Source organism: Dactylosporangium sp. NBC_01737, assembly GCF_035963215.1.
GTDB lineage: Bacteria > Actinomycetota > Actinomycetes > Mycobacteriales > Micromonosporaceae > Dactylosporangium.
The window spans coordinates 12,580,453-12,592,639 of sequence record NZ_CP109153.1; the positions used below are offsets into that span (position 1 = coordinate 12,580,453).

General features: G+C 73.1%; 16 protein-coding genes. 14 read left to right on the forward strand and 2 right to left on the reverse strand.

The genetic code is table 11. The annotated features are described in order from the left end of the window. Nucleotides 1–18: 18 nt before the first annotated feature. The 14 genes from OHA72_RS57915 (at nucleotide 19) to OHA72_RS57980 (ending at nucleotide 11,058) form a co-directional block, all read left to right on the forward strand. Entirely contained in the window at nucleotides 19–360 is a 342-nt protein-coding gene (locus OHA72_RS57915; protein ID WP_327004623.1) for a hypothetical protein, read from the forward strand. Beyond that, nucleotides 357–749, forward strand: a complete 393-nt coding sequence (locus OHA72_RS57920; protein WP_327004624.1) for a hypothetical protein — start codon at nucleotides 357–359, stop codon at nucleotides 747–749. The genes OHA72_RS57915 and OHA72_RS57920 overlap by 4 nt, the downstream gene beginning before the upstream one ends. Before the next feature lie 10 nt (nucleotides 750–759). Further along, nucleotides 760–1,290 (forward strand): flavoprotein, encoded by a 531-nt coding sequence (locus OHA72_RS57925; RefSeq protein WP_327004625.1) that lies wholly within the window; start codon nucleotides 760–762, stop codon nucleotides 1,288–1,290. After that, nucleotides 1,287–1,922: an adenylate kinase family protein gene (locus tag OHA72_RS57930; protein ID WP_327004626.1), complete on the forward strand. Its 636-nt coding sequence runs from the start codon at nucleotides 1,287–1,289 to the stop codon at nucleotides 1,920–1,922. The genes OHA72_RS57925 and OHA72_RS57930 overlap by 4 nt, the downstream gene beginning before the upstream one ends. Further along, entirely contained in the window at nucleotides 1,916–2,695 is a 780-nt protein-coding gene (locus OHA72_RS57935; RefSeq protein ID WP_327004627.1) for an alpha/beta fold hydrolase, read from the forward strand. The genes OHA72_RS57930 and OHA72_RS57935 overlap by 7 nt, the downstream gene beginning before the upstream one ends. A 78-nt stretch (nucleotides 2,696–2,773) precedes the next feature. After that, on the forward strand, nucleotides 2,774–3,928 hold the full coding sequence (locus tag OHA72_RS57940; RefSeq protein ID WP_327004628.1) for a serine hydrolase domain-containing protein: 1,155 nt from the start codon (nucleotides 2,774–2,776) through the stop codon (nucleotides 3,926–3,928). A gap of 154 nt (nucleotides 3,929–4,082) precedes the next feature. Next, nucleotides 4,083–4,229 (forward strand): TauD/TfdA family dioxygenase, encoded by a 147-nt coding sequence (locus OHA72_RS57945; RefSeq protein ID WP_327004629.1) that lies wholly within the window; start codon nucleotides 4,083–4,085, stop codon nucleotides 4,227–4,229. Nucleotides 4,230–4,233: 4 nt separating this feature from the next. Further along, complete coding sequence (locus tag OHA72_RS57950; RefSeq protein ID WP_327004630.1) at nucleotides 4,234–4,521, forward strand: SCO0607 family lipoprotein; 288 nt, start codon at nucleotides 4,234–4,236, stop codon at nucleotides 4,519–4,521. A 17-nt stretch (nucleotides 4,522–4,538) separates the two neighbouring features. Next, entirely contained in the window at nucleotides 4,539–4,967 is a 429-nt protein-coding gene (locus OHA72_RS57955; protein ID WP_327004631.1) for a glutaredoxin domain-containing protein, read from the forward strand. A 54-nt stretch (nucleotides 4,968–5,021) separates the two neighbouring features. Continuing rightward, nucleotides 5,022–5,894, forward strand: a complete 873-nt coding sequence (locus OHA72_RS57960; RefSeq protein ID WP_327004632.1) for a DUF72 domain-containing protein — start codon at nucleotides 5,022–5,024, stop codon at nucleotides 5,892–5,894. A gap of 15 nt (nucleotides 5,895–5,909) precedes the next feature. Then, nucleotides 5,910–6,599 (forward strand): hypothetical protein, encoded by a 690-nt coding sequence (locus tag OHA72_RS57965; protein ID WP_327004633.1) that lies wholly within the window; start codon nucleotides 5,910–5,912, stop codon nucleotides 6,597–6,599. Nucleotides 6,600–6,732: 133 nt separating this feature from the next. Continuing rightward, nucleotides 6,733–9,291: a hypothetical protein gene (locus tag OHA72_RS57970; RefSeq protein WP_327004634.1), complete on the forward strand. Its 2,559-nt coding sequence runs from the start codon at nucleotides 6,733–6,735 to the stop codon at nucleotides 9,289–9,291. A 70-nt stretch (nucleotides 9,292–9,361) separates the two neighbouring features. Beyond that, entirely contained in the window at nucleotides 9,362–10,240 is an 879-nt protein-coding gene (locus tag OHA72_RS57975; protein ID WP_327004635.1) for an RNA polymerase subunit sigma-70, read from the forward strand. 59 nt (nucleotides 10,241–10,299) lie between these two features. Beyond that, nucleotides 10,300–11,058, forward strand: coding sequence for an SDR family NAD(P)-dependent oxidoreductase (locus tag OHA72_RS57980; protein WP_327004636.1), 759 nt, complete (start codon nucleotides 10,300–10,302; stop codon nucleotides 11,056–11,058). A 2-nt stretch (nucleotides 11,059–11,060) separates the two neighbouring features. Here OHA72_RS57980 and OHA72_RS57985 read toward each other — a convergent pair whose 3' ends face one another. Together OHA72_RS57985 and OHA72_RS57990 are read right to left on the reverse strand one after the other, a co-directional pair. After that, nucleotides 11,061–11,846 (reverse strand): permease prefix domain 1-containing protein, encoded by a 786-nt coding sequence (locus tag OHA72_RS57985; protein WP_327004637.1) that lies wholly within the window; start codon nucleotides 11,844–11,846, stop codon nucleotides 11,061–11,063. Beyond that, on the reverse strand, nucleotides 11,843–12,175 hold the full coding sequence (locus OHA72_RS57990; protein ID WP_327004638.1) for a PadR family transcriptional regulator: 333 nt from the start codon (nucleotides 12,173–12,175) through the stop codon (nucleotides 11,843–11,845). Before OHA72_RS57990 ends, OHA72_RS57985 begins: the two co-directional genes overlap by 4 nt. Nucleotides 12,176–12,187 lie beyond the last annotated feature (12 nt).

Consider the following 12,187-nt stretch of genomic DNA (forward strand, 5'->3'; position numbering starts at 1 on the left):
GGCGGCAAGGATCTCGGCATGGAGAACGACCGCACGCAGTACGGGGCGAGCCTGCTGGTCGCCGTCGGCTGGTTCCTGACCCCGGTCGCGGCGTTCGCCGTCGGCCAGTGGTCGCTGCCCGACGGTCCGGAAGCGACGGACATGGACTGCGGCTCCGGCGGCTGCGGCTGGTCGCTGATGGACTTCCTGCCGGCGCTCGTGGTCGTGGTGGGTGTGCCGCTGCTGCTGATCCTCATGGCGGCGACGGCCGTCGTGACCCGGCTGCGCATCCCGGCGGCGCTGGCCGGCACCCTGTCCGCGCTCGCGACGGTGCTCTTCGCCGCCTTCGGTGTCGCGCTGTACTCGGCCGCCGTCCGATGAGACGCGCCGGCCTGGGCGTGCTGTTCTACATCACGATGTACGGCGCGCCGTTCCTGCTCATCGTGGCACTGGTCCGCCGGACCACGGTGATCTGGCTGCCGACCCGCGCGGCGGCGGAGGCGTTCGGGGCGACCACCGACACGCTGTTCATCTCGGGGATGGCGGCGGCCGTGGCGCTGCCGGCGCTGGGCATCGCCCTCGCCAAGGCCGCCGACGAGCCCGGCTGGGGCCGGCACTTCCTCGGCGCGCTCATCGCCGCGCCGCTGCTGTTCATCGTCCTGGCCGTGGTGAGTGCCAGGGCGAGCACCCCGCTCATCGGGCACGTCCCGGGAAACCACGGGCTCCCGGCGCCGGTCACCGTGTGCGCTCATGAGTGCCCAGGCGGTTAGCCTGTTCCGCATGCCGGTGTTGTACGTCGTCGCCTGCGGTGGCCGCCCCGCCGCGGACCTGCCCGACTTCGTCGCCTCCGCCCAGCGGGACGGGTGGGTGGTCTGCGTCGTCGCGACCCCGGACGGGCTGAAGTTCGTGGACGCCGGCGCCCTCGCGCGGCAGACCGGGTATCCGGTGCGGTCGCAGTACAAGCAGCCCGACGAGCCGGACGTGCTGCCGCCCGCCGACGCGTTCGTGGTCGCGCCGGCCACGTTCAACACGGTCAACAAACTCGCCGCCGGGATCAGTGACACCCTGGCCCTGGGACTGCTCAACGAGGGCATCGGGCTGGGCAGGCCGGTCATCGTCGTACCCACGCCGAACGTCGGGCTGTCCAACCATCCGGCGTTCCAGGCAAGCCTGCGGACCTTGCGCGGGTGGGGCGTGACGGTCGTGTTCGACCCGGCGTCGGTGCCGCCGCTGGACAGCGATCCGACCACCCCACCGCCGCCGTTCCCGTGGCCGGCGACGCTCGACGCGCTGCGGGCGCTCCCACGATGAGACGACTCGGCGTCCTCGGCGTCCCGGGCTCGGACCGGGAGACCGTCGCCGAGGCCATCGCAGCCCGTCTCGCCGTCCCCCTCATCACCATGCGCGACGTGATCCAGGCGGAGTTCCGGGCCGGCACCGCGGCGGCGGCCGAGGCCGACCGCTGCATGCGCTCGGGCAACCTGGTCCCCGAGGACGTGACGCTGTCCATGGTGCTGACCCGGCTGGGGCAGGACGACGCCCGCGGCGGCTTCGTCCTCGACAACCTTCCCGGTCCGGTGTTCCCGGCCGCGAAACTCGACGCCGCCCTCGCCGGTCGCGGCATGCCGCTGGACCGGGTCGCCGACGTCGTCCTGTCCGATGATGACGTCATACGCCGCCTGTGCGGCAGGCGCGTGTGCCGCGGCTGCGGCCGGTCGTGGCACGTCGAGTTCGACCCGCCGGCCGTCCCGGCCCGCTGCGACCGCTGTGGCGGCGAGCTGTTCCAGCGCGAGGACGACACCCCGCACACGGTCGCGGTCAAGCTTCGCATCTTCCGGTCCGCGGTCACGCCGACGGTGGAGCACTACCGGTCGCGGGGGCTGTTGGTGTCCGTCGACGCGACCCTGCCGACCGGGGAGATCGCGGAGGCCGCGACGTGCTGACCGACGACGGGTGTCGACTGTGGACGGAGGCCGGCGGTGAGGGGCCGCCGTTGGTGTTCTGCCACGGCGGGCCGGGGCTGTGGGACATGGCCGGTGACCTCGCCACGATGTTCGCCGGGCACTACCGGACCGTCCGGTGGGACCAGCGCGGGTGCGGCAGGTCGCAGCGGCGCGGGCCGTACACGTTGGACCGCAGCATCCGCGACCTCGACGCGGTGTTGGACCAGTACGCCGGCGGGCCTGCCACGCTGCTCGGGCATTCGTGGGGCGCGCACCTGGCCCTGGAATACACGCTGCGGCACCCGGATCGCGTGCGGCGCCTGGTGTACGTGGCCGGCACCGGCGTCGACGACGAGGACACCTGGAAGCCCGCGTTCCGGGAACGGGTCCGGGACCTGCCGCGCGGCCACGACCGGGCGTCGGTGGTGCGGCAGTGGAGCGCCGAGTTCCCCGACCGGGAGCGGGCCGTCGCGCACGCGGAGGCGATGGCGACGCCGTGGTTCGACATCAACGGCGAGTGCAACGTCACCCTCAACGCCGAGATGGCGCGGCGGCTGCGGGAGACGGACCTCGCCGCGCAGTGCCGGAGGCTGCGGGTGCCGGTGCTCATCATCGACGGCAGCGAGGACCTGCGGCCCCGGTGGGCGGTGGACTCCCTCGCGGCGGCGCTGCCGGACGTGCGCCGGGTGGTCCTGGAGGGTGCCAGCCACCTGCCGTGGGTGGAGGACCCTGACGGCTTCTCAGGGACGGTTCTCGGGGACCCGCGGAGGTAAACCCCGGATGCCCGTGCGGCACCGCCGGCGACAGGGTGGGAAGTGACCAATTTCCACCTATCGTTGGAGGTGTCCGCTTTGCGCAAACTCAGTGCCGCCCTGGTCGCGGCAGCGCTCGTCATCGGAACGGCCGGCACCGCGAACGCCGGGGAACCGGGCCTGCACCGCTGCACGACCGTGGCGGACGGGACCCCGCTGCGCAATGCCCTCGCCGGGCTGCCGGACGAGGAGGCGTCCGGGGCGCTCCTGCTGCTCAACGACGCCGACGGATGCCGCCAGGGCACGGCCGGCGTCGCCGATGTCCGCAGTGGACGGACGGTCCCGATCGACGGGCGCTTCCGCATCGGCAGCATGACCAAGACCTTCACGGCCGTGGTCGCGTTGCAGCTCGCCGCGGAGGGGAGGCTCGGCCTGGACCAGACCGTGCAGCACTACCTGCCCGACCTCCTGCCCGCCGGGACCGCGCCGATCACGGTGCGGCAGGTGCTCACGTACACCAGCGGCATCAACCACGTCCCGGTGCCGAACAAGCAGGCGGAGTGGTTCCTCGCGCACCGCTACGACCACTGGGCGAAGGGCAGCCAGATCGACACCGCCGAGCCTCTGGCGTTCACGCCCGGCACGAAGCAACGGTACGGCAACGTCGACTACATCGTCGCCGGCCTGCTCATCGAGAAGGTCACCGGTCGCAGCTGGGAATCGCAGATCCAGCGGCGGATCATCGACCGGCTCGGCCTGCGCGGCACCACCGCGCCCGGCCGGGACGTCGAGGTGCACGGCCCGCACGCGCACGGCTACGAGGCAACCGCGGACGGCTGGGTCGACGTGACCCGCGCCGACACGTCGCTGCAGTGGTCGGCGGCGTCGATCATCTCGACGGCGCCGGACCTGGACCGGTTCATGGTGGCGCTGTTCAGCGGGCACCTGGTGCCGGAGCCTCAGTTGTCGGAGATGTTCACCGTGCCGGCCGGGGTGAAGCTGTACGACGGCAACGACGACGACACCGACGACAAGGACGCGGTCTACAGCGCCGGGCTCACGAAGCTGCTGGACCTGCCGTCGTCGACGGTGTGGGGCAAGAGCGGCGACCGGCCCGGCTACAACAACGCGATGGCCGCGACCCGGGACCTGTCCATGCGGCTGGTCTTCTCCGTCAACACCCTGCACATGGGCGGCACCGACCAGCCGCTGCGTTCCCAGCGCATCGTCGGAGCGGCACTGCAGAGCATGTGATCAACGGCGGCCCCACTTGCTTCTTCTCTACTTATACGACAGGACTTGCAGACTTTTGCAACGCCGATCGCATCGAAGTAGGGAGCGCCGTGAACGCCGAGTGGGGCCGCCGGATCGGACTGCGGGTGGTGGCCGTCGCCGTGCTCGGGGTGCTGTGGCAGGTCACCGCTGGCGGGCCGGCGACGTGGCCGTGTGGGACAACCGCAGCACCGCCCACTACGCCGACCGCGACTACGGCACCGCCCACCGCGTCACGCACCGCATCACGTTGCGCGGCGACGTCCCGCGAGGCCCACACTGAGGGCATGCCCCAGCGCCTGCTCGCCGTCCTGCTCACCGCGGTCCTGCTCACGCTCACCGTCACCGGGTGCTCGCTCAAGGAGCGGATCTGCCGCTCCGGCGAGCACCCGGTGAAGGCCGTCGGCAACGCCACCGGCCGCACCTGCGTCCGCGACGGCACCGACCCGCCGTCCGGCTACGTGCCCTACCCTGCCGGCAAGGTCCCCGTGCACGTCGATGACGAGTGGGACCGCTACTGGAGCGACAAGGTCCTCGACGAGCGCGGCCTCCTGGTGTCCCCGTCACCGGCTTGAGCGATTAAGGTGTCGCCGTGATCCGTATCTGGTTGATGCCCCTGGCGTTCGTGGCGTGCGGCGCGGCGGTCGCCGCCAAGCAGGCCGCGGACGGCTCCGTGACCGGTGCGGTGGTCCTCGGGCTGGCGTTCCTCGCCCTCGCCGTCGTCTTCTCCCCGCTGTCCTTTCCCCGGCACGTGCCCGCCGCCGTGGCACAGGCCGCGGGACGCCCCATCGTCTACTGGCGGCCGGGCTGCCAGTACTGCCTGCGGCTGCGCCTGCGCCTGCTCGGCCGTGCCCGGCACGCGTCGTGGGTGAACATCTGGCGCGACCCCGACGGCGCCGCCGCCGTGCGCCAGGTCGCCGGCGGCAACGAGACCGTGCCGACCGTCATCCTGCCTGACGGCGCCCACGTGAACCCGGACCCGGCCTGGCTGCGCACCCAGCTGGCGCACGCCCCGGCGTAATGACCCGCGGCGTGGCGGTTTGCCGGGCGCCGTGGCGGGGGACGCAGTGCAGTCATGGGCGAGATCAAGGTGGGGACCGCCTCCTGGACCCACAGGACGCTGCTCGAATCGGGCTGGTACCCGCACGACGCGAACAGCCCCGAGCGGCGGCTGGCCTACTACGCCACCCAGTTCCCGATCGTGGAGGTCGACTCGACCTACTACGCGCTGCCCGCCGAGCGGAACACCGCCCTGTGGGCGCAGCGCACCCCGGCCACCTTCACGTTCAACATCAAGGCGTTCGGCCTGCTGACCGGCCACCCGATCAGGGTCAGCACGTTACCGAAGGACCTGCGGCCCGACGCCGGCAAGCAGCGCCTGTACGCGGACGACCTGCCGCCGAAGACCTACGAGGAGGTATGGACCCGGTTCCTGGCCGCGCTGGACCCCCTGGTGCGGGCCGGCAAGCTGGGCGTCGTGCTGTTCCAGTTCCCGCCGTGGTTCACCGCCCGCGCCGCCAGCAGGCAGACACTGCTCGACGTCGTGGCCCGCTGCCGGCCGCTGCGGGTGGCCGTCGAGTTCCGGCACGCGTCGTGGTTCGACGGTGACTCCGAGCAGGCAACGCTGCGCTTCCTGCGCGAGCGCGACATCCCGTACGTCGCCGTCGACATGCCGCAGGGGCACCGCTCGTCGGTCCCGCCGGTCGTCGCGGCCACCTCGGACCTCGCGGTCGTGCGCTTCCACGGCCGCGGCGACCACTGGACCAGCACCGACATCGACGAGAAGTTCGCCTACCTGTACTCCGAGCACGAACTGGCCGACTGGGCCACGAAGCTGCACGACCTGGCCGCGCAGACCGACGAGACCCACGTGCTGCTCAACAACTGCTGCGCCGACAACGCCCAACGCAACGCAGCCCAGCTGATGGAACTGCTCAACCAGCCATGACCCTACGATTCCGGCGTGGGCTTCGATGTCGGTATCGGACTGTTCCTGTGCGACGAGACGTACTGGCCGTTGGAGGAGCGGCAGCGGTTCCTGGACGAGCTCAACGCGGACCTGCAGCTGCTCGGGCTGCCGCCACACCGGGAGCCGCTGTCGGTCACCGCGATCGAGCCGCCGCTGCCGCCGGACACCGACCCGTGCCTGCTCGGCGCGTCGATGGGGTCGTACTCGTCGCATGCCCGGCGGGTCGACCGGCTCGACTGGTTCGCGCGGCACGTCGCCGTCCGTGGCACGGCCCCCGCCGAGGCCCCGCCCTACGGGCCGGATCTCTACCAGGCGTATGACACCCTGGCCGACCGCGCGACGGCGTTCGACCACCTGCTCGCCGCGTGCGGCGACGGCGTCGTCATCCTGCCGAGGCCACTGCCCGGCGTGCTCTTCGGCGAGCACGGCTGCATCGTGTCGGCGCACCGCCTCCGGGCCGAGGCGGTGGCGCTGGGCTACGTCCTGCGCACCGGTGACTCACCGGTCACGGACTGGGTCGCCGGGACACCGGTGGAGGACCGTTCGTTCGAAGACCTCACCGCCCGCATCGCCGATGACGACGACGTCTGGCAGGGCTGGGCCGAGGAGTCCGACCTCTGCCACCGCCTGCTCACCTCCGCCAACGATGTGCTGCGCACCGGCGCGCTGGGCCGCACGAGCTGACACCGCGGCGCGGTGGTCCGGACGATCGGCCGTGCCGGGGCTGCCGGGTGGCCAGGCCGGCCTGGATGATCGTCGATCGTGTCGCGGCCGTAGCGCGCTGCCCATCGGGTACGGACTGTGCTGGACTGTTCCCATGACGTTGGACCGGCTGTTCGACCGCCGGTTCACCGCGGTCGACCTGTTCACCGACCGCGTCCCGGAAAACGAGGCATTCCACGACGCCGTCCTGCGGCACCTGGAGCGGGTCGTCGACGGCACCGCGGTGCTCGACGAACCCGTCCGCCGCAACGTCCTGACGTTCTACGGGATCGGAGGGGTCGGCAAGACGGAGCTGTCCCGCAGGTTGGAGCGCTGGCTGCACGGCGAACTCCCGCCGGACACCGACTGGGGCGCACCACCCGCACTGGACCATCCCGTCTGCACCGCCCGCATCGACTTCCACGGCAGCCGCGTGGTGAGCGCCGTCGACGTCGTGCTGAGCCTCCGCGCGGCCGTCGCGGCGCGCGGCCGCCGGTTCCCCGCGTTCGACCTGGGACTGGCCGCATGGTGGTCGCTCGCCCGCCCCGGCACCGCCCTGCCGCAGCTGAAGACCTCCACCGGGTTCGACGTCCACGGCCAGATCATGGACACCCTCAGCGACGCCATCGCCGACGCGGGCGCACAGCTCGGCCTGGGACCCCTGTCGGTGCGGACCGGCATCATGCTCGTCGACGCGATCCGCAGCCGCCGCCTCAGCAACCGGATGCTGCGCGACTGCCACGCCCTCGAGGCGATCGTCGAGGCGGCCAGCCGGGACGCTTCGTCCGAGGTCGCCTCGTACCTCCCCGGGCTGCTGTCCTGGGACCTGGAGCGCCTGGTCCGAGGCTCCCGGCCGCTGGTCGTCGCGTTCGCCGACGCCGTGGAATACGTCCAGGGCGGCGACCGCGAACAGGAACGGCTGTTGAACCGGATCGTCCACCTCACCCCGGGCGTGCTGTGGACGGTCACGTCCAGGCGGAGCCTGGACTGGGCGGACCCCGCGCTGTTCGGGGTCCTGCCCGAGGTCGGCGCGAGCGTCTGGCCGGGCCTGAGCCTGCTGTCCACCGCCGAGCCGCGGCAGCACCTCGTCGGCGACCTCGCCGACGAGGACGTGCTGCGCTACCTGGCGCGGGCGTCCGGGGCCGGCGGCAACCCCGTCCTCGGCGCCGACGTGACCGAACGCATCCGGCGCGGCGCGCACGGCCTGCCGCTGTACCTCGACCTGTCCCTGGCGATCGCCCGCTCGGCCGGACCCGGCGCCCTGGACCCCGGCACCTTCGGCGGTCCGCTGCCCGCCCTGGTGACCCGGGTCTTCGCCGATCTGCCGGACGAGGAACGCGCGATCGCCCGCACCGCCAGCCTGCTCCCCCGCTTCGACACCCGGCTGCTGGCGTCGGCGGCGCGCCGGCTGGAGGGCGACGCGCAACGGTTCTGCACCAGGGCACTGGTCCGGGGCGACGCTCACCCGGTGTTCCCCTACCGGTTGCACGACGCGGTCCGCGCCGCCCTGGCCAAGGAGTCGGTCAGCAGCCCCGGCGCGTTCACCGCCGCCGACCGCCTCGACTGCGCCCGTGCGCTGCTCGACGTCCTGCGGCAACGCCACGACGAGGTGATCGAGGACGTCGACCGGCGGCTGGACGTGCTGGAGCTCGCGGCCGGCCTCAGCGCCGAACACGATCTCGAGGTCCCGTGGCTGGCCACCGCGCTGGTCGAGCTGCCCGGCATGGGCCGCACCGCGGAGCGCCTGCCGCCACCGGACACCCGCACCTGGATGGGGCAGCTGTCACGCTTCTTCGACGCGTGGCGGGGAAAACACACCGACGAACGCATCCGCCACCTCGAACAGCTCCTGGCGACCCCGCTACCGGCCGACATCACCCGCCGGGCGAAGGTGTTCCTGGCATATTCGATCCGGGTCAGCGGCGACCCAGGACGCGCCCTGACCCTGCTGCGCGAGTTGCTGGCGGCGGAGCCGGACTCGTCGGTGCTGCGGTATCAGGTCGGCCGCACGCTGCACACGTTGTGCCGGTACGACGACCTGGACCGGCTCCTGCGGGAGACGCCGCCGACCGTGCCGACCGAGCTGCAGCGGCTTCGCAGCGACCTCGCGTTCGAGCGCGGCGACCTGGACGAGGCGATCGCGGGCACCGTCAGCCGGGCGGCGTTCCTCAACGATCAGGGCCAGCACCGCATCGCGCTGGAGAACACGACCGCCGTCACCTGGCGCTCCGCCCTCGCCCGCCGGATCACCACCGCGGAATGCGACACGGTGATCGCGCAGTGCGACCGCTTCGGCATGCACCTGCAGATGCGCACGTCGGTCGCGGCCAAGGCGGTGTGCCTGCTCGGCGATGACGCCGCCGTCATCGCCGCGCTCGACGAGGCGAACGCCATCATCCAGGCGGTCTCGGGCCGGCCCGGCTGGCGGGAGTGGACGGTCGAGTTGCTGCTCGGCCTGCACCGCGGCGACGCCGACCGGATCGCCCGCGTCCGCGGATCGTGGCTGCGCCGCGCGCCGGCCTGCACCCCGAACACCAGGCTCGTCGACCGGCTGTTCCGCCATGCCGGCTACCCGGCGACGTTCCCGTCGCTCACCGCGGCCGGGGGCGTCGATCCCGAGCAGCGGTGGACGGACATCATCACCGCCCTGGCGGGGCCGCCGCGGACGCCGTGACGGTGCGGAAGCCGGCGTTGTGGTAGCGGTTGCAGCAGGAGTTGTGGCAGAGGTAGGAGCGGCCGCGCGCGTGGACACCCTCGACGGACACGACGACACGTTCGAGGCGCTGGTCGGGCCCCTGCGCAACGAGCTGCTCGCACACTGCTATCGCATGCTGGGCTCGCTGCACGACGCCGAGGACGCCGTGCAGGAGACCTACCTGCGGGCGTGGAAGGCGTTCCCGGACCTCACCGATCGCGGCGGGGTGCGGCCCTGGGTGTACCGGATCGCCACCAACCGCTGCCTCACCGCGCTGGAACGGCGGGGCCGCCGCGAGCTGCCCGCGGATCCGGCCGGCGAGCCGCTGTGGCTGCAGCCGTTCCCCGACGCGATCACCGGGATCTCGGTGGAGCTCGCGTTCGTCGCCGCCCTGCAGCATCTCGCGCCGCGCCCGCGGGCCGCGATCCTGCTCCGGGAGGTCCTCGGCTTCTCCGCCGCCGAGACCGCCGACCTGCTCGGCACGACGGCCGCCGCGGTCAACAGCGCCGTCCAGCGGGCCCGCAAGGCGCTGCCCGCGCCCGACGCCGCGCCCTCCCCCGACGTGCGGGACGTGGCCCGCGCCTATCGCGCGGCGTGGGAGGCGGGCGACGTCGACGCCATCGTCGGGATGCTGGCCGACGACGCGAGGTACTCGATGCCACCGCTGCCCGAGGTGTACCACGGTGCCGCGGCCATCCGCACGTTCCTCCTCGAAGGTCCGGCCCTGCACCGGTGGCGGTTCCTGCCGACCCGCGCCAACGGCCTGCCGGCGTTCGGCACGTACCTCCTCGCCCCCGGCGGCGGGTTCGAGGCGGCGAGCATCGACGTGCTGACGGTCCGCGGCTCCCGGGTCACGTCGGTGGTGTCGTTCCTCGGCCCGGCCCTGTTCCCCGCGTTCGGCCTGCCCGGGTTCCTCGATCCGCGATGAGTCCGGGCGCCACGCCGGGTTGTATCGGTGACGGACACACCGACGCGGAAGGAAGCACCATGCTGCTGGCAGGGAAGAACGCGATCATCTACGGGGGCGGCGGCTCGGTCGGCGGCGCCATGGCCAGGGCGTACGGGCGGGCCGGTGCACGGGTGTTCCTCGCCGGGCGCACCCTGCGCGCGCTGGAGCGGGTCGCGGCGGACGTCCGCGCGGCCGGCGGGACCGCGGACACCGCCGTCGTCGACGCCCTCGACGAGCGGGCCGTCGAGGAGCACGCCGCTGCGGTCGTCGCGGCCGCCGGACGGATCGACGTGGCGGTCAACGTCATCGCCGACGCCGACGTGCAGGGCACCCCGATGCTCGACATGAGCGTCGAGGACTACCTGGCGCCGGTCGTGCAGTCGGTGCGGTCGAAGTTCATCACCTCCCGCGCCGCCGGCCGGCACATGGCCCGCGACGGCGGCGGCGGGGTGCTGCTGTTCTTCGGCGGGTCCGGCGAACCGCCGCGCGACTACCACCTCGGCGGCCTGCAGACCGCCTTCGAGGCCGTCGAGCAGATGCGCCGCCAGCTCGCCACGGAGCTGGCGGCGCACGGCGTGCGGGTGCTGACCCTGCGCACCGGCGGCGTGCCCGAGGGCATCCCGGCGGACCTGCCGGGCCGCGCGGAGATCGAGGCGGGCATCACCGGCCAGACCCTGCTGGGCCGGGCCGCGACCCTGGAGGACGCCGGCAACCTGGCCGTCTTCGCCGCCTCCGACCTGGCCCGCACGATGACGGGCACCGCGCTGAACATGACCTGCGGGGCGATGCTCGACTGAAGCTATGCCGGTGCGGCCCGCCGGCGGGAGCGGCGGGCCGCGACCACGCTGATGACGCCGGCGAGGAACCCGGCGGTGGCGTAGCTCAGCGTCCAGCTCTGCATGAACGCGTGGGCGCCGAGGGCGGCATAGAACAGCAGCAGCGCCGCGACGAGGCCGAACGGCACCGCGAACGCCAGCCGCAGCGCGGGACCCGCCGGCGTCCAGGCCGGGGTGCCGAGCGCGGTCCAGCGGCGGGCCATGAACAGGGCGGCCAGCAGCGCGGCGCCCGCGAGCGCCACGACCACGAACGGGAACCGCGCCCCGCCGGCGGGCACCGTGGCGAGCTGGCTCTGGTAGAGCGCGGCGCAGTCCAGGCCGGGCGTGCCTGGCACCCACGGCCGCTCGCACATGTCCCGCTGGCTGCCGAACCGGTCGGTGGCGATCATCAGCTGTGCGAACGGCCGGCCGAGGAGCCAGGTGACGGTGCCGCTCGCGCCGTACCAGGCGAGCGCGGCGCCGGTGACGGCCCACGCGCCGACGGTGAGCCTGCGCAGCGCCACCCGCAGACCCGCCGGGGCGGGCCGGACCTGCCGGGCGATGTCGGTGGCGGTGCCGAACCTGGCGACGGCCTCCCGCTCGGCGGCCATCGGATCGAGGCCGCTGGCGATGCCGTCCTCTGCCGCGGCGAGCAGGTGGGTCTCGGCCTCGGCGAGGATCCGGCGGCCGGGCGCGCCGGTGCCGGCCAGCCGGTCGAACATCTCGTCGAGGTACTCCTCGACCGGGCTGCCGCCCTCCCCGGTGGTCATGCCGTCACCGGTCCGGCGGCGGGGCCGATCACGGACTGCACGCCGCTGACGAAGCTGCGCCACTCGCTCTGCTTCGCGACCCTGGCCTGCCGGCCGTCGCTGGTCAGCGCGTAGACACGGCGGCGGCGGGGCACAGCCTGCTCCCAGTGGCTCACGACCAGACCGTCGCGCTCGAGGCGGTGCAGCGCCGGATAGACGGTGCCCTCCGGCAGGTCGAACACCCCTTCGGAGCGGTCCCGCAGCGCGGCGATCAGGGCATAGCCGTGCACGGGGCCGGCGTCGGCCAGCACCGCGAGCAGCAGCAGGTCGAGATGACCCCGGACATCCATACCTAGGCAACC

Bases quoted from the DNA above. Each gene is read 5' to 3' on its own strand.
- OHA72_RS57920 (WP_327004624.1), top strand. From the start codon at position 357: ATGAGACGCGCCGGCCTGGGCGTGCTGTTCTACATCACGATGTACGGC.
- OHA72_RS57960 (WP_327004632.1), top strand. From the start codon at position 5,022: ATGGGCGAGATCAAGGTGGGGACCGCCTCCTGGACCCACAGGACGCTG.
- OHA72_RS57970 (WP_327004634.1), top strand. From the start codon at position 6,733: ATGACGTTGGACCGGCTGTTCGACCGCCGGTTCACCGCGGTCGACCTG.
- OHA72_RS57990 (WP_327004638.1), bottom strand. From the start codon at position 12,175: ATGGATGTCCGGGGTCATCTCGACCTGCTGCTGCTCGCGGTGCTGGCC.
- OHA72_RS57930 (WP_327004626.1), top strand. From the start codon at position 1,287: ATGAGACGACTCGGCGTCCTCGGCGTCCCGGGCTCGGACCGGGAGACC.
- OHA72_RS57985 (WP_327004637.1), bottom strand. From the start codon at position 11,846: ATGACCACCGGGGAGGGCGGCAGCCCGGTCGAGGAGTACCTCGACGAG.
- OHA72_RS57915 (WP_327004623.1), top strand. From the start codon at position 19: ATGGAGAACGACCGCACGCAGTACGGGGCGAGCCTGCTGGTCGCCGTC.
- OHA72_RS57980 (WP_327004636.1), top strand. From the start codon at position 10,300: ATGCTGCTGGCAGGGAAGAACGCGATCATCTACGGGGGCGGCGGCTCG.
- OHA72_RS57925 (WP_327004625.1), top strand. From the start codon at position 760: ATGCCGGTGTTGTACGTCGTCGCCTGCGGTGGCCGCCCCGCCGCGGAC.
- OHA72_RS57950 (WP_327004630.1), top strand. From the start codon at position 4,234: ATGCCCCAGCGCCTGCTCGCCGTCCTGCTCACCGCGGTCCTGCTCACG.